We start from the raw sequence: 24299 nt of genomic DNA on the forward strand, positions 1-24299 counted from the left end.
ACGTGTGGGTTATTTCAGGCGCTCGGCAAGATAACGCGGATAATCCGGGATCAGAATATCGAGCGGCTGATTAAAGTGCGGTGACTGGATGATAAAGTCAGCGGTGGAGACGTTAGTAGCGACCGGAATGTTCCAGACGGTGGCCAGGCGCAGCAACGCTTTGACGTCCGGGTCGTGAGGCACGGCGTTCAGCGGATCCCAGAAGAAGATCAGCACGTCGATTTTGCCTTCTGAAATAAGCGCGCCAACCTGCTGGTCACCGCCCATCGGGCCGCTCAGCATGGCATTGACCTCCAGTCCGGTAGCCCGCGAGACCAGGTTACCGGTGGTGCCGGTGGCATACAAAACGTGTTGCGCCAGCAACGCCTGATGGCGAGCGACCCATTTCATCAGCATATCTTTACAGTGATCGTGAGCCACCAGCGCGATATGTTTTTGCGCGGACAGGGTACGAGTTGTCAGTTCCATATTTTCATTCCACATTTTGACCTGCAGACAGATTACTGAATGTGGCTGCCGCTGCAAGCATCGGGGTGAAAATTTTGTCGAATCTGTGGGTTAGCCTGGATGGCCGCCTGCTGCGGATTAGCATACACTTAGGTGAAATAGCAGGAGGAACCCATGAAAGAGAACGATATTGCCGGCATCCTGACGTCGACACGGACGATTGCGCTGGTTGGCGCCAGCGACAAACCTGACCGCCCGAGCTACCGGGTCATGAAGTATCTGTTGGATCAGGGGTATCACGTTATCCCGGTTTCGCCGAAGGTGGCGGGCAAGACGCTGCTGGGACAGCAAGGGTATGCGACGCTCGCCGACGTTCCGGAAAAGGTCGACATGGTTGATGTCTTCCGTAATTCAGAAGCGGCGTGGGGCGTGGCGCAGGAGGCGATAGCCATCGGCGCGAAAACGCTGTGGCTGCAGCTGGGGGTGATCAATGAGCAGGCCGCGGTGCTGGCCAGAGAAGCCGGATTGAACGTGGTGATGGATCGTTGCCCGGCCATTGAGCTACCGCGACTGGGATTAGCAAAATAACAAAAAACCCCGCCTGGCGGGGTTTTGTTTTAGTTGCGAAGGCGCGGAGCCTGCAGCTGCTGACGAATCGTTTTGGCCAGTTCGTCGAGGGACGGCTGTTCCGGGTGTTCGTCGCGGGTTTCGCTGCTCAGCTGCGCTTCTGCCAGATAGGTGTGGATCGGCTGACCATCATCATCTTCCATCACCACATGGTACCAGGGCGCCGCACGCAGTTCGTCATTGGCGGCAATCTCATCCTCTTCCGGTTCCGCGAGTGAATACTCGGGATCGACATCGACGATGACACCCAGGTAGCCCAAGAGCGTATGGCGGACCTGTTGGCCGATACCGAATTTGCTGGCTATCATAGGCACCTCCTGGGAAACATGAATACTCCCTATATGAGGCTCATGTTTCGTTTTTCAAGTTACATGACGCGACAGGCAAACCCCTTCAGATACAGCCCTTCCGGGTAGGTTGCGATCACCGGGTGGTCGGCAGCCTGACGGAACTGTTCTATAAATTGTACATCACGCCCGGCATCAATTGCGGCATCGGCGATGATTTTCTGAAATAAATCGGTGGTCATCAGGCCGGAGCAGGAGAAAGTCAGCAGCACGCCGCCGGGGTTCAGCAGCTGGATCGCCAGCATATTGATATCTTTATAACCGCGGCAGGCGCCCATCAGCTGGCTTTTGTTTTCCACGAATTTCGGCGGATCCATCACGATCACGTCGAATTTCTCTCCCTGATCGCGGTATTTACGCAGCAGTTTGAACACGTCGTCGCGCACAAATTCCGCTTTGGACAGATCCAGTCCGTTGAGCTCGACGTTCTGTCGGGCGACGTCCAGCGCTTCCTGAGAGGTATCCACGCTGGTGACCTGGCGGCAGCCGCCCATCAGCGCTGACACCGCAAAGCCGCCAGTATAAGAGAAGCAGTTCAGCACCCGCTTATCCGCGACATAGCGGCGAGTAGCCAGGCGACTGTCGCGCTGGTCGAGGTAGTAGCCGGTTTTGTGCCCGCCCTGGATATCAACCAATAGTTTCATGCCGTGCTCGGTGATCGGCAGCAGCGCCGGGGGCAGCTCGCCCACCACCGGCCCCTGGGCCAGCTCCAGTCCCTCTTTTTTACGCACGGCGACATCGCTGCGATCGTAAATGGCGCAGTCCGGGAACAGGTTCTGCAGGGCGCTGATGATGGCGGCCCGCTGGTATTCGGCGCCTGCGCTGAGCAACTGCAGCACGAAAAAGTTGCCAAAGCGGTCGATAGTGACGCCCGGCAGCCCATCGGACTCGCCGGCGATCAGACGGTAGCTGTCGAGACCATCGCGCTCGGCCAGCCATGCCCGCCAGGTTTGCGCTTGCTGCAGGCGGCGTTCAAAGAAGGTGCTATCGATGGCTTCATTGCGGTCGAAGGTCCACACGCGGGCGCGGATCTGCGACGACGGCGAGTAAGCGCCGCGGGCCAGCCATTTTCCCTGATGGTCAACAATATCGATGGTTTCACCGCTGCGGGCTTTACCCTCCATGCGGGCGACGCCGCCTGAGAAAATCCACGGATGGCGACGCAGCAGGGATTTCTCGCGTCCTTTGGCTAACACTAAGCGGGGGAATAGGGAATCTGTCATGGAGCTACCTTTAAGCAACGGGAATGTCGGCACCGAAAAATGGCGCGTAGAGTAGCACACCTGGCGCACGCAAGCATCTTTCGCCCGGCAGGCACAGGTGAGCGTTTCGGCACAAAATGCAGGCGCTTCGGCACATTCAGTTTGTGCGGACTCTCATACCCTGTTTTCTCACCCCAACGAGGAGCAGACGATGAAAACAGGTATCCGCATGGCCGTGGCGATGGTCGCGGCAGTGAGTAGTGGCGCGATGGCTGCGCCGTTTAGCGTGAGCAGCGATGATATGCATGACGGGCAGGCGCTGGCCCGGAAGCACTGGTTTGCCGGTTTCGGCTGTACCGGAGGCAATGTCTCTCCGCAGCTGGCATGGAAAAATGCCCCGGCGGGGACGCGAAGCTTCGCGGTCACTGTCAGAGATCCCGATGCGCCTACCGGCAGCGGCTGGTGGCACTGGACGGTGGTCAATATCGCCAGCAGCGTCTTTTCGCTGCCCGCTGGCGCGGGAGATAAAAACAGCGCTACACTGCCGGGCGGAGCGGTACAGGGCCGCAACGATTTTGGCTATGCCGGTTTCGGCGGCGCCTGTCCGCCGGCGGGAGATAAACCGCATCGCTACCGCTTTACGGTATGGGCGCTGGATGTCCCTACGCTGCCGGTGGATGCCGGGGCCAGCGGGGCGCTGGTCGGCTATCTGTTACACAGCCATGCTCTCGCCAGCGTACAGTTGACGGCGATGGCCGGGCGCTAAAATAAAGGGTCGATCCGATGGAGAGTATCCACTTTCAGCATAACGCCTTAACCGCGGCAGAGGTCACCACCCGACGGCTGTGCAGACTGCATCGGGTGCGGCTGTTCTCCCCGGCGCTCTGTCGGGTGAAACGCGGCAGCAAAGTGATTGTGCAAGGGGAGAGCCGGGTGCTGGCGACGCCGCAACAGCTGATTGTGTTGCCGGCTGACGTTGAGCTGGAGGTGATTAACCAGCCGGAGAACGGCCTGTTTTGCTCCGATCTGCTGTCGCTGACCCCCGAGCTGCTGACGACGTTTAAGACCCGTTATCTCAGCGAACCACCCCCAGGGCGTCTGACCTCGCTCTGCGCCCCGGTGACGACAGAGCTGGCGTTTATGTGGCAAAGCGTTCTGCAGGCGGTGCGGGAGGGATTATCCACCTCTCTACAGCTCCACCAGACTATGGGCCTGCTGCTGGCCCTGCACGAGGCGGGCTATGCGGGCCCGCTGCTCGTCGAGCGGCAGCAGGATCTGTCGGCGCAGGTTCGACAACTGGTCATGCTGTCGCCGGCGCAGGCATGGAGCGTGTCGCGGGTGGCGAAAATGCTCTTTCTCGGCGAGTCCACGCTGCGCCGTCGGCTGCAGCAGGAATCGCAGAGTTTTCGCCAGATCGTCGAGGAGGTGCGGATGGCTCACGCCCTGGGGCAGCTGCAGACCACCTCGCGGCCAATAGGCGAAATCGCGCAGAACAGCGGATATCAGTCGGGATCGCGCTTTACCGCGCGCTTCCGTCAGCATTATGGTTTACTGCCGAAGCACGTACGCTGAGCGAATTTGCTATCCTCAGCGTAAAGTGTGAGCGAAAAGGAGATGATAATGGCCAGTATCTGCACGATGGCATGGGTTTACGGTTCGGTTCAGGGCGTGGGATTTCGCTATTCAACACAGCGGGAAGCGCTGCAACTGGGGTTGACCGGCTATGCCCGTAATCTGGACGACGGCGGGGTGGAAGTGCTTGCCTGCGGCGAGGCAGAGCAGGTGGAGAAACTCATCGCCTGGCTGAAAGCCGGGGGGCCGCGCAGCGCGCGGGTTGACCGGGTGTTAACCGAACCCCATCAATCCACCCGCAGCTGGGAAAAATTCGCGATTCTCTATTAGATGCACTTCACCGGCTTCGGCAGCCCGGCGATTTTGGTCGCCTGTTTGGCGGGGCCTTTCGGGAACAGGCGATAGAGATAGCGGCTGTTGCCTTTCTCTTCGCCAAACTTGTTGGCCATCGCCTTCACCAGCATGCGGATCGCCGGAGAGGTGTTGAACTCAAGGTAAAACTCGCGCACAAAGCGCACCACTTCCCAGTGTTCAACGGCGAGCGTTATCCCTTCCTGCGCGGCAATGACTTCCGCCATCGCCTCGCTCCACTGGGTGGTATCTTTCAGATAGCCTTCGCTATCCGTTTCAATTTCGTTGCCTTCAAAAATAAACATGATTTTTCACATACCGCCTGAAACTGGCCGCAGTGTAGCAAAAAAAAAGGCCCCGCATAAGCGAGGCCTCGGTGAAGCAGGGGAGCGGTTAGTCCCGGCTGGCGAAGCCCAGGATGCTCAGCAGGCTGACAAAGATGTTGTACAGCGAGACATACAGGCTGACCGTGGCGCGGATGTAGTTGGTTTCACCGCCGCGGATGATGTTGCTGGTCTCGAACAGGATGGCACCCGAAGAGATCAGGATGAACACCGCGCTAATCGCCAGATGAAGCGCCGGCAGCTGCAGGAACAGGTTAGCGACCATACCAATCAGGACGACCACCACGCCCGCCATCAGCATTCCGCCGAGGAATGACATATCTTTGCGCGTCGTCAGCACGTAGGCCGAGCAGCAGAAGAAGACCAGTGCGGTGCCGCCCAGCGCCAGGCCGATCAAATCGCCCATGCCGGCAGAAAGGTACGCGTTCAGCATCGGCCCAAGGATATAGCCGAGGAACCCAGTGAAAGCGAAGGCGGAAATAATCCCGGTGGGTTTATTCGCCGTTTTGTAGGTCAGGAACATCAGACCGTACATCCCCACGAGGGTTAAAATCAGCCCCGGGGAAGGGAGCATCAGCACCGTGCTGGCGGTGGCGGTGATAGCGGAAAACGCCAGCGTCAGGCTGAGCAGGAAGTAGGTGTTACGCAGAACCTTGTGCGTGCTGAGCAGCGAGGAACGGTCACGCGATGATGTAATTATGCGATCCATGAGTCACTCTCTTATGACAGATGTAATTAGGGATAAAGAATAAGAAAAACAAGCGTGAAGCCCTAATGCTTTTACCCATCTTTACTTAGCTTTTGCCGCTTTTGTCCAGCATAAAATTCTACATGGATTGGGAAAAGCGATATGTTTTCGCGTTTCGCTTCGGTGAGCCGATCGAAATCTTATAGGTTGCTGAAATATATTGCTTTATTTAAATTCTGCGACTAAGTGTGGAAGGGGGAATAACTCCGTACGTTAAAGGCAAAGGGAAATGACATTACACAAAAACAATCACATCACGCGGACGCTCCTGGCAATGAGTCTGATGGTCATAACCGGCGGGGCGCTGGCGGCACAGGTGCCGCCTGGCACCCAGTTGGCGGAAAAGCAGGAGCTGGTCAGAAATAACGGCAGTGAACCTGCCTCACTCGATCCGCATAAAGTCGAGAGCGACATTGAATTCAACATCATTAGCGATCTCTTTGAAGGGCTGGTCAGCGTGACGCCTGCGGGGGCGATCCAGCCCCGGCTGGCGGAGCGCTGGGAAAACAAGGACAACCTGTTATGGACCTTCCATTTACGCCCCGGTCTGACCTGGTCCGACGGCACGGCCATCACGGCGCAGGATATCGTCTGGAGCTGGCAACGGCTGGTCTCGCCGGCCACCGCCTCGCCCTATGCGAGCTATCCCGGCAATATGCATATCGCCAACGCTCGCGAAATTGCCCTGGGGCAAAAGGGACCCGAGACGCTGGGGGTGAAAGCGCTGAATGACTCCACGCTGCAGGTCACTCTGAGCCAGCCGAATGCCGCTTTCCTGGCGATGCTGGCGCACCCTTCGCTGGTACCGATCGACAAAGTGCTGGTGGAGCGTTTTGCCGATAAATGGACCCGACCAGAGCATATCGTCACCAGCGGCCCGTATAAGCTGACCCAATGGGTGGTGAATGAGCGGCTGGTGGCTGAACGTAATGCGAAGTACTGGGATAATGCGCACACCGTTATTAATAAAGTGACTTACCTGCCCATCTCTTCGGAGGCTGCCGATGTCAACCGCTACAAAGCGGGGGAGATCGATATTGTTTATACGGTGCCGATCAATCAGTTTGCGCAGTTGCAGAAAACCATGGGCGATCAGCTGGACGTTTCGCCGCAGCTGGCGACCTATTACTACGAATTCAATACTACCCGCCCGCCGTTTAACGACGCCCGCGTGCGGCGCGCGCTGAATATGGCGCTTGATAAAGATATCATTGCCGGAAAAGTGCTTGGCCAGGGGCAGCGCCCGGCCTGGGTGATCAGCCAGCCGGATATCGGCGGCGTGACGCTGCGCAACCCGGACTACGCCAGCTGGCCGCGCGAGAAGCGGATTGCTGAGGCGAAAAAACTGCTGGCGCAGGCGGGGTATGATGACAGTCACCCATTGGTCTTTACCCTGCTGTATAACACCTATGAGTCGCACCAGCGTATCGCCATCGCCGCCAGCTCTATGTGGAAGAAAAACCTCGGCGTCGAGGTGAAGCTGCAGAACCAGGAATGGAAGACGATGCTGGATACCATGCATACGCATAACTTTGACGCCGTCCGCTATGCCTGGATCGCCGATTACGACGATGCCGCCACTTTCCTCAATACGTTCCGTACCGGTGATAGCGAGAACACCAGTCAGTACAGCAACCCGGCTTACGATGAGGCCCTGCGCAATGCGGCGAAAGCCTCCGACGTAGCGACCCGGGGCAAATACTATCAGCAGGCGGAAGATCTGCTGGCGCAGGATGTTCCCGCCATTCCGGTCTATCACTATGTGCGTACCCATTTAGTGAAACCCAGGGTGGGCGGTTTCACGCCGGATAAGCTGGGGTATTACTACACCAAAGACATGTACATTAAAAAATAGTCATCTGATAGTGGTGAGGAGCGCTGATTTTCTGTGCGAACTGCCTGAAATTCAGACGAATAACACAGAATTGTTTGTTTTTAAGGCAGTTGAACAAAATGGTGCTTTACAGCATCCGCCGAGGTGTTTATAGTGCGCCTCACACCGGAAGTGTGGCCGAGCGGTTGAAGGCACCGGTCTTGAAAACCGGCGACCCGAAAGGGTTCCAGAGTTCGAATCTCTGCGCTTCCGCCATATAAAAGAAGGGGTTACCGAAAGGTAGCCCCTTCTTGCTTTGTCCGGTCGGTCGTGCATGACCCGGACAGTGACCGACGATGTTTTCATTCCCAGCGCGCTGACGGATACATAGCCCGTCGCATGGCAGGACTTTTCACAACGCCCCTCATTCTTCGACAATCCGCGCCTTCGGTTTGCTCAGCAGGAGCATCACCAGCGCGACGTAGGGCATCGGCTTCCAGAAATAGTAGCCCTGCAGCAGATGAATATTCTGGCGATTGAGATACTCCAGCTGGACCTGGGTTTCGACACCCTCGGCAATGATGCGCAGTGACAGCGTCCGGGCCATCTCTATCACGCAGTCCAGCAGCTTGCTTGACGGCGCCTCCCCGGTTACCCGGCCGACAAAACTCTGATCGATTTTGATATAGTCGAAAATCAGCTCGTGGAGACAGGAAAGCCCGGAATAGCCGGTGCCAAAGTCGTCCAGCGCGATGGAAAACCCGCGGGAGTGTAACGTATTGAGCTTGTCCACGACCGCGTCGTTGAGCAACAGCGGCTCCTGCTCCGTGATCTCCAGCATCAGCTTCACCGCTTTCCCCTCAAAGCCGCGCTGATAGTGCAGGCAGTCATCGATAAACGACGGGGCGTTAATGTGTGACACGCTGATATTCAGGCCAATATGAAACCCATCCGGCAGCTTACTGAAGATGGGATTCATCTGGGCGGCGACCTGCGCCATCAGGCTGCGGGTCAGCGGGATAATTAAGCCGGTACGTTCGGCCAGTGGAATAAATTCCGCGGGCGAACGCCGCTGCGTGGTAGCATTTTTCCAGCGGGCGAGAATTTCCACACCGTATATCTCCCCCGTTTTCCCATTCACGACGGGCTGGTAGAAGGGAACGATATACCCCTGGGCGATGGCGTAGCGCAGGTTTTCTTCTTCAGAGGTATAGACATTGAGGTATTTGCGCAGCAGGAAATAAAACAATAGCGAGACAGAGAAAATGAAAATCAGCAGACCGAAACCATTTTGAAATAAGCGGCCGGGGCTAAAAAAAGGCGACTCGGGATAGATAATGCGAAACGGGTAGTCCGGTGAGCTAAATATATCCTGATGTGGGCTGGCTTTCAGCGGCTCCACATCGCCATATCTGGCGATCATCTGATGGTTGACCGAGAGCGCCAGCCCGGCGTTATCCTCATCGCTATACAAGGCATCGCGCAAATGGATGTCGCTGATACTGACAATGACTCTCACCTGCGCTGAACGCGTATGATAGATCAGCACCGGCCGCTTGTTAACCATCATCCTGGCGGGCAGCAGCTGCAGCTTCTCATCAGGCAAGGATTCCGGATGGAGCGTCAGGACTCGGTTGCCGGGGAGTGACGAGCACCACACCTGGCCATCTTTTATCAGCAGAATAGTGCGCAGATGCGGCTGCAGGGCGGCCTCCGTTCCGAGCTGAAATTGACCCTGACCAGAGCAACCGTTGCGGCTAACGTTCAGCGCCGTGGCCGTCGCCGCATGGGCCTCATCCAGAATGGCTGCGATCTTTTTCGCCGCCTGACGGGCGGCCGCGACATGAGTCGCCTGGTCCGAATGCCACAGTTGCCAGTTAATGACGAACACGCCAGCAAGAAACACCACCAGCGCCAGGGAAAAGGCAATCCATGCGTTTCGCCGCTTTATCTCTTTCATTTATCGTGCGTGCCAGGGTGAGTGTGCATAAAGTTAATCATCCCTCTGACGGTAAAGGCTTTTTAATGATCGTAGAAGGGGGATATCTTTCGTGATGACGGCGCATATTAAAAACATGATCAGTATCACAATACCCGCCGGCAAAGACCGCGGATAACGTGCAGAGGCGGCTGTTCTGTCACGAAGGTAATAAAAAAATCGCAGCTTAATGTTTTCTTAATCTAAATTTCGGGAGTGGATGGTTTTAAGCATTTTCTAATCCCTAATAACCGACCGGCGTTATTTTTTGCTTTTTTAAGTTTATGATAATTGTTTTCATTATCATTCTTTTTTTGCTGTGATTTAATCCTCTCCGCTCAGGCTATTTACCGTTTTTTGCCCTATTTCATTAAGGATGCGTTCATGAAATTTCGCTTATCGCCCCTCCGTACGGCAGCGCTGGTTGCCGCTTCTCTGTTTCTGGCGCCGCAGGGGATGGCGGCTGACGCTCAGAACGGGATTGTGGTTTACAACGCCCAGCACGAAAATCTGGTGAAGTCGTGGGTGGATGGATTCACCAAAGAGACCGGTATTAAGGTCACGCTGCGCAATGGCGATGACAGTGAGCTGGGTAATCAGCTGGTTCAGGAAGGCTCCGCGTCGCCGGCCGATGTGTTTCTGACCGAGAACTCGCCGTCGATGGTGCTGGTCGATAATGCCAAACTTTTCGCCCCGCTGGATGCCGCCACCCTGCAGCAGGTTCCGGCGCAGTACCGTCCGCAGCATGGGCGCTGGATCGGCATCGCCGCGCGCAGCACCGTTTTCGTCTACAACCCGGCGAAAATCAGCGAGGCGCAGCTGCCGCATTCCCTGATGGATCTGGCAAAACCGGAGTGGAAAGGGCGCTGGGCGGCTTCGCCATCGGGGGCTGATTTCCAGGCTATCGTCAGCGCGATGCTGGCGCTGAAGGGTGAGCAGGCGACTCTCGACTGGCTGAAGGCGATGAAAACCAACTTTGTCGCTTACAAAGGCAATAGCACGGTGATGAAAGCGGTCAACGCCGGGCAGATCGACGGCGGGGTGATCTACCACTACTACCGCTTCGTCGATCAGTCAAAAACCGGCGAAAACAGTAAAAACACCCAACTGTATTACTTCAAACACCAGGATCCGGGCGCCTTCGTCAGCATTTCTGGTGGCGGTGTGCTGGCCTCCAGCAAACATAAAGCGCAGGCGCAGGCCTTTATTAAATGGATCACCGGCAAGCAGGGGCAGGATGCACTGCGCACCAATAACGCCTTCGAATATGCCGTGGGGGTAGATGCGGCCTCTAACCCGAAACTGACCCCGCTGAAAGATCTGGATGCACCGAAGGTAGAACCTTCCTCGCTGAACAGTAAAAAGGTCATTGAGCTGATGACGCAGGCTGGCCTGCTCTGATCCTGAGGAAGTGATGTTGCTATGTCTGTTCTGAGTTTGTCGCTCGGAAAGAAAACAGGACGCCTGCCCGAGCGCAGGCGTCCTGCATTTCCGATGGTGGCGTTAGCGCTGCTGTTTTCATTGCTGGCGCTGTTGCCGTTAGGGTTTGTGGTGGCGGTTGGGTTCGACACCGGCTGGCCGACCATTAAAGCGCTGGTCTTTCGTCCGCGGGTAGGGGAGCTGCTCAGCAATACCCTGTGGCTGACGGTGCTGGCGGTCCCCATCAGCATTGTGCTCGGCGTGACGCTGGCCTGGCTGACGGAACGTACTGCCCTTGCCGGTCGGCAGCTGTGGTCGGCGCTGGCGGTAGCCCCGCTGGCGATCCCGGCCTTTGTCCAGAGCTACGCCTGGGTCAGTGCCGTGCCTTCGCTGCATGGCCTCTCCGCCGGGGTGTTTCTCTCGGTGCTCGCCTACTATCCGTTTATTTATATGCCGGTGGCGGCCGTGCTGCGCCGCCTCGATCCCACCCTTGAAGATGTCGCCGCGTCGCTGGGCACGCCGCCGTGGAAAGTGTTCTTCCGGGTGGTGCTCCCGCAGCTGCGTCTGGCAATCTGCGGCGGTGCGCTGCTGGTGGCCCTGCATCTGCTGGCGGAATATGGCCTGTATGTGATGATCCGCTTCGATACCTTCACGACCGCTATTTACGATCAGTTCCAGTCGACCTTCAGCGGTCCGGCCGCCAATATGCTGGCAGGCGTGCTGGCCTTGTGCTGCCTGGCGATCCTGCTGCTTGAGAGCGCCTCACGCGGTAAAGCGCGTTACGCGCGTATCGGCGCCGGGGCGGCCCGCGAGCAGAAGCGGCTTGTGCTGGGTAAAGGGGCCGCTTTTGGCGCGCAGCTACTGCTTCTGCTGCTGGTGATGCTGGCGATGGGGGTTCCCTTACTGGTCCTGTGCCGCTGGCTATGGCTGGGCGGCATCGACAACTGGCTGCATGCCGATCTCTGGCATTCTCTGCGCCAGACCCTGCTCCTGGGGGCGGGCGGGGCGCTGCTGACAACGGTTTGCGCGATCCCCATTGCGTGGCTCGGCGTGCGCTATCCGCGCCCGCTGTTCCGCCTGCTGGAGGGGTGTAATTACATCACCAGCTCGCTGCCCGGCATCGTCACCGCGCTGGCGCTGGTGACGGTCACCATCCACTACGCCCGTCCGGTGTACCAGACCGAAGTGACGCTGTTTCTGGCCTATCTGTTGATGTTTATGCCGCGTGCGCTGATTAACCTGCGCGCCGGTATCGCGCAGGCGCCGGTGGAGCTGGAAAACGTTGCCCGTAGTCTCGGACGCAGTCCGGCCCGCGCCCTGTGGAGTATCACTATGCGGCTTGCCGCGCCGGGCGCGGCCGCAGGTGCCGCGCTGGTGTTCCTTGGCGTCAGCAATGAGCTCACCGCCACACTACTGCTTTCGCCGTTAGGCACCCGCACCTTGTCGACCGGTTTCTGGGCGTTAACCAGTGAGATCGACTACGTAGCGGCGGCACCGTACGCGCTATTGATGATCGTCATTTCGCTGCCGCTGACCGCGGTTCTTTATATGCAGTCGAAAAAAATGGCAGGGTTGTAACATGCTGGAATTGTCTTCTATTTCGAAATCCTTCGCTGATGCGCTGGTCCTCGATAATCTCAATCTGACCGTAGCGCCGGGGAGCCGGACGGCCATTGTTGGTCCGTCCGGCTCGGGGAAGACCACGTTGCTGCGCATTCTCGCCGGTTTTGAAACGCCCGATCGCGGGCGGATCGTCATGCACGGTAAGTCTCTGTTTGCCGACGGTGTGTTTGTCCCCGCCCACCAGCGACGGATCGGCTATGTTCCGCAGGAAGGGGCGCTGTTTCCTCATCTTAATGTTGCGGACAATATCGCCTGGGGGCTCGACGCCAGCCGTGAGGAGAAGCGTCGCCGCGTGGGGGCGCTAATGGAGATGGTCGCCCTCGACCCTGGTCTGGCGAGTCACTGGCCACACGAAATTTCCGGTGGCCAGCAGCAGCGTGTTGCCCTGGCCCGCGCGCTGGCTCAGCAGCCGGCGCTGATGCTGCTGGATGAGCCGTTTTCTGCACTGGATACCGGGCTGCGCGCCAGCACACGCAAAGCGACGGCGGACCTGCTGGCCGAGACGGGGATCGCCTCGATTCTGGTGACTCATGACCAGAACGAGGCGCTGTCGTTCGCTACGCAGGTGGCGGTAATGCGTCAGGGGCGCTTCGCCCAGGTTGGAACCCCGCTGACGGTTTACTCGCAGCCGGTGGATGAAGAGACGGCGTTATTTCTTGGCGATGCCCTGATCCTCCCCGCACGCCTTAGCCCCGGCCGGGCAAGCTGCGCGCTGGGGGACCTGGCGACGGACGCACTGCATCCTGCTGGCGAAGGTAGGGTGATGCTGCGTCCGGAACAGCTGAGCGTCAGTGTGAGCGGGCCGCAGGAAAGTACCGCCATTATCCGCGATGTCGATTTCTCAGGCCAGCTTTCCACGTTGACGCTGTCGATGGCTGGGCACGAGCGGCCGATTGTCCTGCGAACCGTGAGCCAGCCGGCGTGGCAGCCCGGCGCGATGGTGAGACTGACGGTCAGCGGCAAGGCGCGAGTGTTTAGCGGCTAATCCCTGAGCAGGCGGCGCCGGCTATCGACGGCGCCGCACGGAAAGCTAATTAGATGGCGGATGAAGCCGCTAGTATCCGCGCCACTGACCTCGTCGCCATGGAGTGGTAGTACGTTGGAACAATTCCGCGGGGTCAGTCCAGTTCCCGCCATTTTACCGAACCGTCGCTTTTTCATTCGTCCCGCTACGCTTAACTGTTATCCTGTCTCGCGATCGGCCCTGTTGTTACCATGAGACACCGCTATGCCTGAACTCCATACTCCTGCGAATCGCCCCGGCCCGGCCGCTGTGGCCCGGGTGACGCTCCTGCCTGCGCTGCTGGTTATCGTCGCTGTTGCTGTCGGCTGCGCCCTGGTGTCGCCTCCGGTCGGTACACGACACGAGATCCTGACTAACCCCGGCCTCTATATCGATCTGCTGGCGTTGTTGTTTCTGGTGTTTATGCTGTGGAGCTCGGCGAAGGTGCGGATGAGCCACATTGCCGTCAACTGGGTACGCTATGGGCTGCTGTTGTGGATTGCCGGCGGCACCTTTGACGTGATGGATGAGATCGTGGTTCAGCCGCGCTGGATGGGCTACTACTGCGAAGATCTGCTGCGCCTCTCCGGGATGCTGCTGACCGTGGTGGGGGTCTACAAAATTATTGAGCGAATCAATTTGCTGTACGTCGATGCGCGCTCGCAATCCCTGAAGGATGAACTGACCCAGTTACCCAACCGGCGTTTTTTCATTGATACCATTCGCGAGAAGTCCGGGCATGCGCTGGGACTCATGATTCTGGATATCGATTTTTTTAAGAAAATCAATGATAGCTGGGGCCACCTGGTGGGGGATGAAGTGTTATTTTCGCTGGGGAAACAGCTGGCGAAACTAACCAGCGAGCAGGTCCAGCCGGCGCGGATCGGTGGGGAAGAGTTCGCCATTATCGTCGATGGCCTGTCCGAGCCCGAGCTGCACGCTCTGGCGCAGTCGATCCTTGCTAACGCCCGCACCATCCTGATCAATCATCAGACGCCGCTGTCGATCAGCATTGGCGTCGGAACCTGGCGGCCAGGCGAAGCGCAGGAGACGTTTATCCGTAAAGTCGACGAGGCGCTGTACAAGGCCAAGCATAACGGCCGCGGCCGCGTGGAGTGGGCGCCATCTGCCGGTGCGGCAGGTTAGGCCTGCTGCGCGCTACGGCAGTGTCGCCGATACTCCGATGGCGAGCGTTCTGTGTAGCGTTTAAAAACCCGGCAAAAATAGTTGCTGTCGACAAAGCCGCAATTGTGCGCAATCTCTTTCACCTTCAGGTCATAGCCGCGCAATAGCTGCTTCGCCTTTTCCAGGCGAACCCGGGTCAGATATTCATTAAATCCCACCGAGCCTGATTTCTGAAAAATATGCGATAGATAGTTGGGCGTGATGTGAAAACGTTTGGCTACCGATTCCCGCGTCAGCGGTAGACTGAGATTTTCCTCGAGGTAGTCCTGGACGGCGAGAAACAGATCCCGGCTGCGGCTGACGCGCATCTCCAGCCCGACCAGCTGTTCACGACAATGACTCAGCAGCGCGGCGATCACCAGTCGCGCGGTCAGCGGATCGGGCTGCAGGCTGACTTCATTCAGGCTCAGCAACAGGTAGGAACCCACGCGCGGCCCAAGCCGGGAAACGCTCTGTTTTTCCGTGTGCAGGCTTTTTCCGTCCCAGCGCTGAATACTGAATCCCAGTTTCTGCCGACCAAACAGAATGCTCAGGGTAGTGGCCGGACCGGTCCACTGCGGCAGCGTCCACTTCCCCGCCTGCACGTACAGTACCTGCAGCGTGGTTAACGTCGAGGCGGCCAGCGGCAGTCCCTGTTCATTCAGTTGGCCCTCCAGCACAATTTCCAGACGCGGAAACGGCACGTTGAAGGCGAGGGCAGGCACGGAGATATCCGGCTCAGGAAATCTCACCTGTAGGTGATCTTTTTGACCGATTAACCGATGCAGTATATCCGGCAGATCTTCAATCATTCTTTGCCCTCAGCATGCGCATTATCCTGTTGATGGTAATCTATTTTTTCCTTCCCGGCAGCGTTAGTTTAGCCATTTTGCGCAGCGGATTGCCGGCCAGCTGTAGCGCATGCATCGCCGGAAAAGAGATTATTGATGTCCATCACACTTTGTGGGCTCGCGTACGTATGTCCAGTTTTTTGTAGCGCTCGCCTCGTGTCATGCCGCGGAGGGACCAGTAGAGTTTGTTTGTGTTATCGGAACGTTAAAAAGGAACGTAAAATGAACTCATCATCGGCTAACTTTCTCGATGCGTTAGGCGCCAGCCAGACGCTCAGCGCGCAAATGAAACACGAGCTCGACACCTTCGGCTACACCGTCGTGCATAACGTCGTTGACGCCCAGTGGCTGAGCGAAATGCGCCTGCTCATTGACACCCTGGTTGAACGCGAAGGCGATAATCTGGCGATGGAGCACCATCAGGAGGCGACGGCGACGCGGATCGCTAACCTGATTAATAAGGGGGTTATCTGGGAGAAAGTCTGGTCACACCCGCTGATCCTCTCCGCTTGTCGCTATATCTTCAACGGGGATTTTAAAGTCTCCAGCCTGAACGCCCGCGAGGCGCTGTATAACGGCGGCCACCAGCCGCTGCACGCCGACTGGAAAAAGCCTCGCCCGGATTTTCCCAAAGTCCACCTGGTGAATACCATCTGGGCGATAGACGATTTGAGCGCCGCCAACGGCGCGCCGCGGATCATTCCTGGTACCCACCTCCGCCCCGAGTTACCAGAGGAGGTGCTGGCCGACCCGGAACAGGCCCATCCCGATGAGATTGTGTTTGCCGCGCCGGCTGGCAGCGTGATGATCTACAACGCCCACGCCTGGCACGGCGGCACCCGTAATCGTGAAGGCAGCAGACGACGCGTACTGCATGGGTTATATATCGATCGTGCGGATACGCCGCAGCAGGACCAGCGGCGTTGGCTCACGCCGGAGACGGCAAGCCGCCTGACGCCGGCGCAAAAGTGGCTGCTGGATGTAGAATAAGGTCTGTCGCCGGTCAGGGAAGTTCTACATAGACGACCGGCTTTTTCATGATGCTTTTCACGGCCTCGACGATCTGCTGCGGCTGCAGCAGGAAGCTCTTGATGCTGGTTTTAATCGTCCGCAGGCCGCGAAAGCGATGAGGGTCGTCGATTTCGATATCCGTCACCAGCAGCACCACTTCGGCGCGGGCGATATCTTCCGCGGTGATCCGATTTTCTACGCCGAGCGCCCCCTGGGTTTCCACCTTCAGGTGCCATTTTTCATGATGACCGACCTTTTCCAGTCGTTCGGCGGCCATGTAGGTATGCGCCACGCCGCTGACGCAGGCGGTGACGGCGACAATATTGAAGTCCATAACATCCTCCTGGCGTTAACCGCCGATAGTGACGTGGAAACCGGCCGCTTCGGCCATCACCCGATATGGTTGAATTTCCGCTTCGTCAGGCGCTTTCACGCTGGCCAGCGTCCAGGGTTTGCCCAGCAGACGGTATTTGGGCTCGCCATATTGATGAAACGGCAACAGGTGCATTTCTTTTAGCGCGAAAGGGGCGAGGAACGCCAGAATTTGGCGAAAATTATCGGTATTCAGTGTGTAGCCCGGGATCAGCGGCACCCGCGGGATCAGGTTGATTTTTCTCGCCGCCAGCTGGCGAAAATTGTCCAGCACCCGTGGCTGATTCATTCGCAGCAGCGACCGCGCCCGCTCAGGTTCCATGATTTTAAAATCAAACAGCACTTCATTGCAGGCTTCGGCCACCGGCAGGAAGCGGTCAAAAGCGCCGTCGCCCGCGGTTTCGATGGCGGTGCGGATCCCCCACTGGCGCAGGCGCTGGAGAAAGCGGGCGGCAAACCCGGCCTGCATGAGCACTTCGCCCCCGGAGAGGGTGACGCCGCCGCCGGAGGCGCGAAAGAAGACCTCATCCTTCAGCACCTCCTGCAATAGGTTATCCAGCGTCACATCGCGGCCAATCTGTTCCCACGCTCCGGACGGACATTCGGCGACGTCCTGCTGGCAGCGGGTGCAGCGCAGGCATTTACTCTCCCGGCGCAGGGTCTGAATCCTGGGTGAAATTGATTCGGGATTGGCGCACCACGGGCAGGTATGAGGGCAGCCTTTAAAAAAGACTACCGTGCGGATCCCCTGGCCATCGTTGAGCGAGTAGCGCTGGAGGTTAAAAATACGCGCCCGGTCGGCGCGCGTGTCGATGACCTCACAGCTGATGCGCGGTGCGGCGGATAATGTCATCCTGAATCTCCTTCGACAGCTCAACAAAGAAGGCGCTGTAGCCCGCGACCCGTACCACCAGACCGGCAAAGTCCTGCGGCCGCTGCTGCGCTTCACGCAGGGTGCCGGCATTGACCACGTTGAACTGAATATGCTGCAGCTTGAGCTTGCAGAAGGCCTGTAAAAAATCGGCCAGTTTGTTCAGGCCGCCGTCGCCGGCCAGCGTTGCCGGAGTGAATTTGACGTTCAGCAGCGTACCGTTCGACAGCAGATAGTTATCCAGCTTGCTGACCGATTTCAGCACTGCCGTCGGCCCCTGGGAATCCTGACCGACCATCGGCGACAGGCCGCCGTCCGCCAGCTGTTCGCCGGCCAGTCGCCCGTCCGGGGTGGCGCCCACCACCGAACCCAGCGGCACGTGCGCGGAGACGGTGTAGGAGCCGGGGGTAAAATGGCCGCCGCGCGGGTTCAGATACTGCTCGACTTCTTTGCAGTAAAAACGCAGCAGATCGGCGCTAATATTGTCGACATCGTCGATATCGTTGCCGTATTTGTCAAAACGGTTAATCAGCCGGGCGCGGATTTTTTCCCCTTCCGGCGTCTGGAAATTGGCTTTCAGCACGGCCATCAGTTGGTCAAAGCTGAGACGCTGCTGGTCGAAGACCATACCCTTCAGGGCGTACAGCGAATCGCTCAGGTTAGCGATCCCGATACCCTGGACGCCGGAGAAGTTATAGCGCGCGCCGCCGGCGGTGATATCTTTGCCGTGCTGCACGCAATCTTCAATGAACGAGGAGAGCAGCGGGACCGGCGCCCAGTCGCGGTGGCCGATATCGCAAATGTTGCTGCCCTCGACCATCAGCTTGATGTAATGGCGAATTTTGTCGCGGATCTGGCAGATAAGGCCGTCCCAGCTGACGTCAGGCTGATGTTCATTTTCCTGCAGCACAATTTCCATCACCTTCAGCAGATTAAACATGGCGATATCATGCAGGCCGTAGGTGCGCCCTGGAATAGAGAGCTCCACGCAGCCGACCACCGCGTAATCGCGGGCATCTTCCAGCGACACGCCGCGGTTAAGGAAGGCCGGCACGACCACCTCATCGTTGAAAATCTGCGGGATCCCGGTACCCAGGCGAATGGTCTCAGCGGTTTTACGCAGGAACGGGCGATCAATCAGCTCGTTGACCCGCACGCCCAGATTCGGCTGCGGCAGCTGAACGTTTTGATAGGCGTCGAGGCATAAAAATGACAGCACGTTGACCGCGCTGCGCCCGGTGTCCGTCAGCCCGCCGAGCAGGGCGGTATAGCCGGTGGGAAAACCCGCGAAATAGCGCGCGCTGCTGGAGGAGCGTAGCAGGACGATATCGTTGCATTTCACCCACAGCGACTCCAGCAACTCCTTGAGATACGCGGGATCCTGACCCTGATTCAGCGATGCCTGATAAAACGGCAGCATATACTGGTCAAAACGCCCCAGCGAAATCGAGCTGGCATTGGATTCGTACTGCAGAATGATATTCATATACCAGAACAGCTGGCAGGCCTGGGGGAAATCCGTTGGCCGGTGCTGCGCGTTGTGGCGCGAAATAGCGGCGATGGTTAACAGCTCCTGCTGACGCTGCGGGTCCTGACAGTGCCCAGCCATCTCCTCTGCCAGCGCGGCGTAGCGCAGAATATGGCGCTGGGAAGCTTCCAGCAGGATCAGTACCGCCTGATAAAAGGGGTTCTCCGGTTGCCGGGCGCAGTGCGTTTTGAGTTCGGCGACCAGGGCGCCAAGGCCATGATTCAGCAGCCGTGGATAGTCGATGATGATATGGCCCTGGCCTTTATCGGTCTGGTTCACGCTGAATATCTGGGTGTTGACGGCGGCCTTGACCTCTTCAGTCATCTGGCCGTTGATGAAATCTTTCATTGAACGCTTTTCCCAGTAGGGGTACAGCGTTTCGCGGTAGATTTGCTTATCTTCTTCGCTTATTGCGAAGCGGTCCTGTGGGCGGGTCGGAAAGGCGTCGAGCTCGTTGAGCAGCCAGTAGGGGTCCATCTCGGGCGACATAATCCCTGCCCGCGGTTTGACGGTGCGGTTGCCGGCGATCAGTTCATCCTCACGAATCGAAATCATCACCTTATCGAGGATCCACGCGGTGGCTTTCGCCCGGCGGATAATCACCGGCTCGCCCTCCGTCTGCCGATGGCTGGCAGTGTAGAGTAATGCGCGCTCAAGGGAGATTTCGCGCGGCTGGGCGAACAGGCTGACTTTCAGGCGTTGGGTACGATTCGTCATGATAAACTCCATGTTGTGGCGAAGGGCGCGAAGGCGCCCTTTTAAGGCTTCAGGCGCTCTGGGAAAGGTGGCTGTCTATCTTGTTCATGATGGCGTCGGCGCGCTTGACCGCATCGCTGATATTGACGCGCACGATAGTTTTCCCGGCAAAACGCTCTTCGAATTTGATGCCGATATCTTTGGTCAGAATGACCATATCGGCGGCGGCAATCTCCTCCGCCGTCAGTTCGTTTTCAATGCCAATGGAACCCTGCGTTTCAACCTTGACCTGCCAGCCTTTGGCTTTGGCGGCGCTTTCCAGCGATTCAGCGGCCATGTAGGTGTGAGCCACGCCCGACGGGCAGGCGGTGACAGCGATAATGTGGGTCATAATCTGTTCCTTCCAGTCTGTTAGTTAATTTCGAAATCAAGGTCTAGTTCATCGTCAGCGGCGACGTCAGTGGGTTTCTTTTTGGCGAAGGCTTTCAGCAGGATGACGCAGGCAGCGCTGACGCAGGCGCCGACCAGCAGCGCGGCAACAAACCCGAGCTTGCCCTGGACCACCGGCAGCACGATGAGCCCGCCCCAGCCGGCGTAACACTGGGCGCCCATCAGCGCGGCGGTGACGCAGCCGCTGGCGGCGCCAATCATATTGGCCGGAATGACGCGCAGCGGATCCGCGGCGGCAAAGGGAATCGCCCCTTCGGTCACGCCGACACAGCCCATCACCAGCGCGGCTTTGCCGGTTTCCCGCTCTTCGGCGGTGAAATATTTGCGGCCAATCAGCGTCGCCAGCCCCATGCCCAGCGGCGGTACGGCGATACCGACGGCAGCGATAGCCACCACGCTGTAGACGCCCTGCGAAACGCAAATCAGCATGAAGGCGTAGGCTACTTTGTTCACCGGGCCGCCCATATCAAAGGCCAGCATCAGACCCATAATGATGGCCAGCACCACGATGCTGCCCTCGCGCATCCCCTGCAGCCAGCCGGTCAGGTTAGCGGTCAGCGCGCCAACCGGCTCGCCAAGCCCCCACATCATGATCCCGGCGGTGATGAAGGTGCCGACGATGGGAATGATGAAAATCGGCATCACCGAGCGCAGAACTTTATGTACGGGGATTTTTTTCAGGTAATAGACCACCAGGCCGCCAATCATGCCGGCGATCAGCGCGCCGAAGAAACCGGCGCCAAAGCTGTTGCCCACCCAGGCGCCGATGGCGCAGGGGGCCAGCGCGGCGCGGTCAGAAATGGAGTAGCCGATGTAGGCGGCGAGAAAGGGCACCATCAGCGTCAGCCCGGCGACGCCGATATCAAAAAGTTTCTTCAGATTAGGGTCGGTGGCGGCATCGGGTACCGCGCCTTTGCCATACAACATGACGGAGACCGCCAGCAGGATCCCGCCGGAGACCACGAAGGGGATCATATGTGACACGCCGGTCATCAGATGCTGGCGGGTATTTTTTAGTATTTGCACCAGTTCGTTCATTGCTTGCTCCTGAGCGCTGTAGGGCCCGTGACAGTATTGATGCCTCAACATTAGAAAAAGGGCGGGGTATTAAACAGTAGAGAAAAAGTGCATTTACTGGATATTTGTAAGGTGAGAAAAGAATTGCGATCCACCTCAAATCTTAGTGATGACAGGAGAGATGAGCGCTAACAGGGTGGAATTGTGATGGCGGGCATAAAAAAATATTGTGTGTACAATAGTCCAGTAATTGCCAGTTTTATCACCTAGTCCCTGGGGCCGTCTTTTATTACTTTTTGAGGAAATAATGGATTGCTCTGGAGGAAGGCGATGGCTCTGGTCATTGAATTTACATGTGATTTGCCCAACGGCGTGCATGCGCGTCCGGCCAGTCTGGTCGAAACGCTGTGTAACCGTTTTTCATCGGCGATTGAGTGGCGGAACTTGCGCAGCGAGACCGGCGGAAATGCCAAGAGCGCGCTGGCGATTATCGGCAGCAATACCCTGAAGGGCGACGCCTGCCAGCTGCTTATCAGCGGCGAAGATGAAGCTGAGGCATTCGCCGCGTTAACGGCTTTTATGCGCGATGAATTTCCCCACTGTGACGCGCCGCTGCCCGCTGCGCCAACGCTGGATGTCCAGCCGGTGCCAGAGTCGCTTTCGCGGCTGAACCCGACGCTGTTTCATGCCCACCCGGTGTGCGCCGGCAGCGCGGGAGGGACGCTGGTTCATCTCAAATCACGCGATCTGCACGAGCTGGGCGAACTGCCCGTCGCCGCCAGTCCCGAACAGGAGCAGGCGGCGCTGGATAATGGCCTGCGCCTGCTGGTGAAAGATATCGAGCTGCGGCTGCTGGACAATGACGGCACCGCCAGCGCGATCCTGGAAGCTCACCGTTCGCTGGCGACGGATGCCTCGCTGCGCCAGCACCTGCTTGGCGGTATTCTCACCGGGTTGAGCTGCGCCCAGGCGATTGTCGCCACCGGCGACCACTTCTGCGCCCAGTTCCGCGACTCCGGCAACAGCTATCTGCAGGAGCGGGTACTGGATGTACGCGACGTTTGCTTCCAGCTGTTACAGCATATCTACGGCGAAGCCCGTTTCCCGGCGCCGGGCCAGTTGCGGGAAGCGGCCATTTGTCTTGCCGACGAGCTGACCCCCAGCCAGTTTCTGGAACTGGATAAAACGCATCTCAAAGGGCTGCTGCTGCGCAGCGGCGGCACCACCTCGCATACCGTGATTCTGGCACGCTCATTCAATATCCCTACTCTGGTGGGTGTGGATTTAGCCGCGCTGCTGCCGTGGGTGGATACGCAGGTGCAGATTGACGGCAACGCCGGGCTGCTGGTGGTGGATCCGAGTCCGGCGGTAGCGCGCTACTATCAGCAGGAGGCCTGGCTACAGGCGCAAATCCGGCAACAGCAGCAGGTATGGCTGGATAAAGCCGGGCAGACGCAAGACGGTATCCGCGTGGAGATCGCCGCCAATATCGCCCATTCGGTGGAAGCGGTGGCGGCATTCAACCAGGGCGCGCAGTCGGTAGGGTTGTTCCGCACTGAAATGCTGTATATGGATCGCCCGAGCGCGCCGTCGGAAGATGAGCTCTACAACATCTTCTGCCAGGCGCTGGAACCCGCTGCCGGGCGCAGCATTATCGTGCGGACTATGGATATCGGCGGTGATAAGCCGGTGGCCTATCTCAACATCCCTGCGGAAAACAATCCGTTCCTCGGCTACCGCGCGGTGCGCATCTATGAAGAGTATCAGGCGCTGTTTCACACTCAGCTACGGGCGATTTTACGCGCCTCGGCGCACGGCTCGCTGAAGATTATGATCCCCATGATTTCATCAATGGAAGAGATCCTGTGGGTGAAAGAGCGACTGGCGGAGGCCAAACAGTCGCTGCGCGCCGAGCAGATCCCGTTTGATGAAAAGATCCCGCTCGGCATCATGCTGGAAGTGCCGTCGGTGATGTTTATCATCGATCAGTGTTGTGAAGAAGTGGATTTCTTTAGCATCGGCAGCAACGACTTAACGCAGTATCTGCTGGCGGTGGATCGCGATAACGCGAAAGTGACGCGCCACTACAACAGCCTGAATCCCGCCTTCCTGCGCGCGCTGGACTATGCGGTACAGGCGGTGCATCGGCAGGGGAAATGGATCGGTCTGTGCGGCGAACTGGGGGCCAAAGGATCGGTGCTTCCGCTGCTGGTAGGCCTCGGTTTAGATGAATTGAGCATGAGCGCGCCGGCGATCCCGGCGACCAAATCGCGCCTGGCGCAACTGGACAGCCGCGCCTGCCGCCAGCTGCTGAATCAGGCCATGCAGTGCCGTACCTCACTGGAAGTGGAGCATCTGTTGGCCCAGTTCCGCATGCGTCAGCAGGATGTGCCGCTGGTGAGCGCCGAGTGCATTACGCTCAATAGCGACTGGCGCAGCAAGGAGGAGGTGCTGAAAGGGATGACGGATAACCTGCTGCTGGCCGGACGCTGCCGCTATCCGCGAAAGCTGGAGGCTGACCTGTGGGCCCGCGAGGCGGTGTTCTCCACCGGTCTGGGCTTTAGCTTCGCCATTCCGCACAGTAAATCCGAGCATATCGAGCAGTCGACCATCAGCGTCGCCCGTCTGGCGCAGCCGGTGGTGTGGGGCGATGAAGAGGCGCAGTTTGTGATTATGCTGACGCTGAACAAGCACTCGGCGGGCGATCAGCATATGCGTATCTTCTCGCGGCTGGCGCGGCGCATTATGCACGCGGAGTTCCGCCAATCTCTGGTATCCGCGGAGAGCAGCGAGGATATTGCCGACCTGCTGCGCCGCGAGCTGGAACTGTGATCTGCACACCGGCCAGCGGTGCCGGCCGGTGTG

The 24299-nt window shown here is 58.3% G+C and carries 23 protein-coding genes, 1 tRNA gene and 1 pseudogene; 12 read left to right on the forward strand and 13 right to left on the reverse strand.

Features of this window, described 5'->3' with window-relative positions; genetic code table 11:
- Positions 1-9: 9 nt before the first annotated feature.
- Entirely contained in the window at positions 10-468 is a 459-nt protein-coding gene (gene mgsA / locus AS136_RS05620) for a methylglyoxal synthase (RefSeq protein ID WP_008805898.1), read from the reverse strand.
- Positions 469-621: 153 nt separating this feature from the next.
- Here mgsA and AS136_RS05625 point away from each other — a divergent pair, with 153 nt between their 5' ends.
- Entirely contained in the window at positions 622-1035 is a 414-nt protein-coding gene (locus tag AS136_RS05625) for a CoA-binding protein (protein WP_002898434.1), read from the forward strand.
- A 29-nt stretch (positions 1036-1064) separates the two neighbouring features.
- Here AS136_RS05625 and hspQ read toward each other — a convergent pair whose 3' ends face one another.
- Positions 1065-1382 carry a heat shock protein HspQ gene (gene hspQ, locus AS136_RS05630; protein WP_002898441.1) on the reverse strand — a complete coding sequence of 106 codons (318 nt, stop codon included), beginning with the start codon at positions 1380-1382 and terminating at the stop codon, positions 1065-1067.
- Positions 1383-1441: 59 nt separating this feature from the next.
- A complete protein-coding gene (gene rlmI / locus AS136_RS05635; protein WP_008805900.1) occupies positions 1442-2644 on the reverse strand; it encodes a 23S rRNA (cytosine(1962)-C(5))-methyltransferase RlmI in 1203 nt (400 codons plus the stop codon).
- A 190-nt stretch (positions 2645-2834) separates the two neighbouring features.
- Here rlmI and AS136_RS05640 point away from each other — a divergent pair, with 190 nt between their 5' ends.
- Genes AS136_RS05640 through yccX form a run of 3 tightly spaced genes read left to right on the forward strand, consistent with a single transcriptional unit; the run spans position 2835 to position 4525 of the window.
- Positions 2835-3389, forward strand: a complete 555-nt coding sequence (locus AS136_RS05640) for a YbhB/YbcL family Raf kinase inhibitor-like protein (RefSeq protein WP_008805901.1) — start codon at positions 2835-2837, stop codon at positions 3387-3389.
- A gap of 17 nt (positions 3390-3406) precedes the next feature.
- Positions 3407-4195 (forward strand): AraC family transcriptional regulator, encoded by a 789-nt coding sequence (locus AS136_RS05645; protein WP_008805902.1) that lies wholly within the window; start codon positions 3407-3409, stop codon positions 4193-4195.
- Positions 4196-4243: 48 nt separating this feature from the next.
- Positions 4244-4525, forward strand: a complete 282-nt coding sequence (yccX, locus tag AS136_RS05650) for an acylphosphatase (RefSeq protein ID WP_063266687.1) — start codon at positions 4244-4246, stop codon at positions 4523-4525.
- Here the strand turns inward: yccX and tusE are convergent.
- Together tusE and yccA are read right to left on the reverse strand one after the other, a co-directional pair.
- Positions 4522-4851, reverse strand: a complete 330-nt coding sequence (tusE, locus tag AS136_RS05655; protein WP_002898457.1) for a sulfurtransferase TusE — start codon at positions 4849-4851, stop codon at positions 4522-4524. The two genes, yccX and tusE, sit on opposite strands and share 4 nt — an antisense overlap.
- An 88-nt stretch (positions 4852-4939) precedes the next feature.
- Complete coding sequence (gene yccA, locus AS136_RS05660; RefSeq protein ID WP_002898458.1) at positions 4940-5599, reverse strand: FtsH protease modulator YccA; 660 nt, start codon at positions 5597-5599, stop codon at positions 4940-4942.
- A gap of 268 nt (positions 5600-5867) precedes the next feature.
- Between yccA and AS136_RS05665 the strand changes: the two genes are divergently transcribed.
- Together AS136_RS05665 and AS136_RS05670 are read left to right on the forward strand one after the other, a co-directional pair.
- Entirely contained in the window at positions 5868-7493 is a 1626-nt protein-coding gene (locus tag AS136_RS05665; RefSeq protein WP_016160587.1) for an ABC transporter substrate-binding protein, read from the forward strand.
- A 146-nt stretch (positions 7494-7639) separates the two neighbouring features.
- Positions 7640-7727: transfer RNA gene (locus tag AS136_RS05670), tRNA-Ser, on the forward strand.
- Between the two features lie 148 nt (positions 7728-7875).
- On the opposite strand, the gene AS136_RS28960 is transcribed toward AS136_RS05670, so the two are convergent.
- Both AS136_RS28960 and AS136_RS28965 read right to left on the reverse strand, forming a co-directional pair.
- On the reverse strand, positions 7876-8700 hold the full coding sequence (locus AS136_RS28960) for an EAL domain-containing protein (protein WP_168225328.1): 825 nt from the start codon (positions 8698-8700) through the stop codon (positions 7876-7878).
- A gap of 96 nt (positions 8701-8796) precedes the next feature.
- A pseudogene (locus AS136_RS28965) lies at positions 8797-9411 on the reverse strand (CSS-motif domain-containing protein); the annotation flags it as partial.
- A 402-nt stretch (positions 9412-9813) separates the two neighbouring features.
- Here AS136_RS28965 and AS136_RS05680 point away from each other — a divergent pair.
- The 4 genes from AS136_RS05680 (at position 9814) to AS136_RS05695 (ending at position 14620) form a co-directional block, all read left to right on the forward strand.
- Positions 9814-10830 (forward strand): iron ABC transporter substrate-binding protein, encoded by a 1017-nt coding sequence (locus tag AS136_RS05680; RefSeq protein ID WP_004179245.1) that lies wholly within the window; start codon positions 9814-9816, stop codon positions 10828-10830.
- A gap of 21 nt (positions 10831-10851) precedes the next feature.
- Complete coding sequence (locus tag AS136_RS05685) at positions 10852-12426, forward strand: ABC transporter permease (RefSeq protein WP_008805909.1); 1575 nt, start codon at positions 10852-10854, stop codon at positions 12424-12426.
- Position 12427: 1 nt separating this feature from the next.
- Positions 12428-13456 (forward strand): ABC transporter ATP-binding protein, encoded by a 1029-nt coding sequence (locus tag AS136_RS05690; protein WP_023297343.1) that lies wholly within the window; start codon positions 12428-12430, stop codon positions 13454-13456.
- A gap of 243 nt (positions 13457-13699) precedes the next feature.
- Positions 13700-14620 (forward strand): GGDEF domain-containing protein, encoded by a 921-nt coding sequence (locus tag AS136_RS05695; RefSeq protein WP_008805910.1) that lies wholly within the window; start codon positions 13700-13702, stop codon positions 14618-14620.
- Here AS136_RS05695 and AS136_RS05700 read toward each other — a convergent pair.
- Positions 14617-15450 carry a helix-turn-helix transcriptional regulator gene (locus AS136_RS05700; RefSeq protein WP_008805911.1) on the reverse strand — a complete coding sequence of 278 codons (834 nt, stop codon included), beginning with the start codon at positions 15448-15450 and terminating at the stop codon, positions 14617-14619. The genes AS136_RS05695 and AS136_RS05700 overlap by 4 nt on opposite strands.
- A 261-nt stretch (positions 15451-15711) precedes the next feature.
- On the opposite strand from AS136_RS05700, the gene AS136_RS05705 reads away from it, so the two are divergent.
- Positions 15712-16479: a phytanoyl-CoA dioxygenase family protein gene (locus AS136_RS05705; RefSeq protein WP_048267721.1), complete on the forward strand. Its 768-nt coding sequence runs from the start codon at positions 15712-15714 to the stop codon at positions 16477-16479.
- Positions 16480-16492: 13 nt separating this feature from the next.
- On the opposite strand, the gene AS136_RS05710 is transcribed toward AS136_RS05705, so the two are convergent.
- From AS136_RS05710 to AS136_RS05730, 5 genes are read right to left on the reverse strand one after another with little or no spacing between them, the layout of a single operon-like run.
- The gene (locus tag AS136_RS05710) at positions 16493-16834 is read right to left on the reverse strand and encodes a PTS fructose-like transporter subunit IIB (RefSeq protein ID WP_004179260.1); all 342 of its coding nucleotides are present in this window, start codon (positions 16832-16834) and stop codon (positions 16493-16495) included.
- Between the two features lie 15 nt (positions 16835-16849).
- Positions 16850-17725 (reverse strand): [formate-C-acetyltransferase]-activating enzyme, encoded by an 876-nt coding sequence (locus AS136_RS05715; RefSeq protein ID WP_008805914.1) that lies wholly within the window; start codon positions 17723-17725, stop codon positions 16850-16852.
- On the reverse strand, positions 17691-19988 hold the full coding sequence (locus tag AS136_RS05720; RefSeq protein WP_063266689.1) for a formate C-acetyltransferase: 2298 nt from the start codon (positions 19986-19988) through the stop codon (positions 17691-17693). The genes AS136_RS05715 and AS136_RS05720 overlap by 35 nt, the downstream gene beginning before the upstream one ends.
- Before the next feature lie 49 nt (positions 19989-20037).
- Positions 20038-20358, reverse strand: coding sequence for a PTS fructose-like transporter subunit IIB (locus AS136_RS05725; protein WP_004179264.1), 321 nt, complete (start codon positions 20356-20358; stop codon positions 20038-20040).
- A 20-nt stretch (positions 20359-20378) separates the two neighbouring features.
- Positions 20379-21455, reverse strand: a complete 1077-nt coding sequence (locus AS136_RS05730; RefSeq protein WP_008805917.1) for a PTS fructose transporter subunit EIIC — start codon at positions 21453-21455, stop codon at positions 20379-20381.
- Positions 21456-21764: 309 nt separating this feature from the next.
- Between AS136_RS05730 and ptsP the strand changes: the two genes are divergently transcribed.
- On the forward strand, positions 21765-24266 hold the full coding sequence (ptsP, locus tag AS136_RS05735) for a phosphoenolpyruvate--protein phosphotransferase (RefSeq protein WP_023322294.1): 2502 nt from the start codon (positions 21765-21767) through the stop codon (positions 24264-24266).
- The last annotated feature ends 33 nt before the right edge of the window (positions 24267-24299 follow it).

It is taken from the genome of Klebsiella sp. D5A, from assembly GCF_001620885.1.
In the GTDB taxonomy this organism is placed as follows: domain Bacteria; phylum Pseudomonadota; class Gammaproteobacteria; order Enterobacterales; family Enterobacteriaceae; genus Klebsiella; species Klebsiella variicola.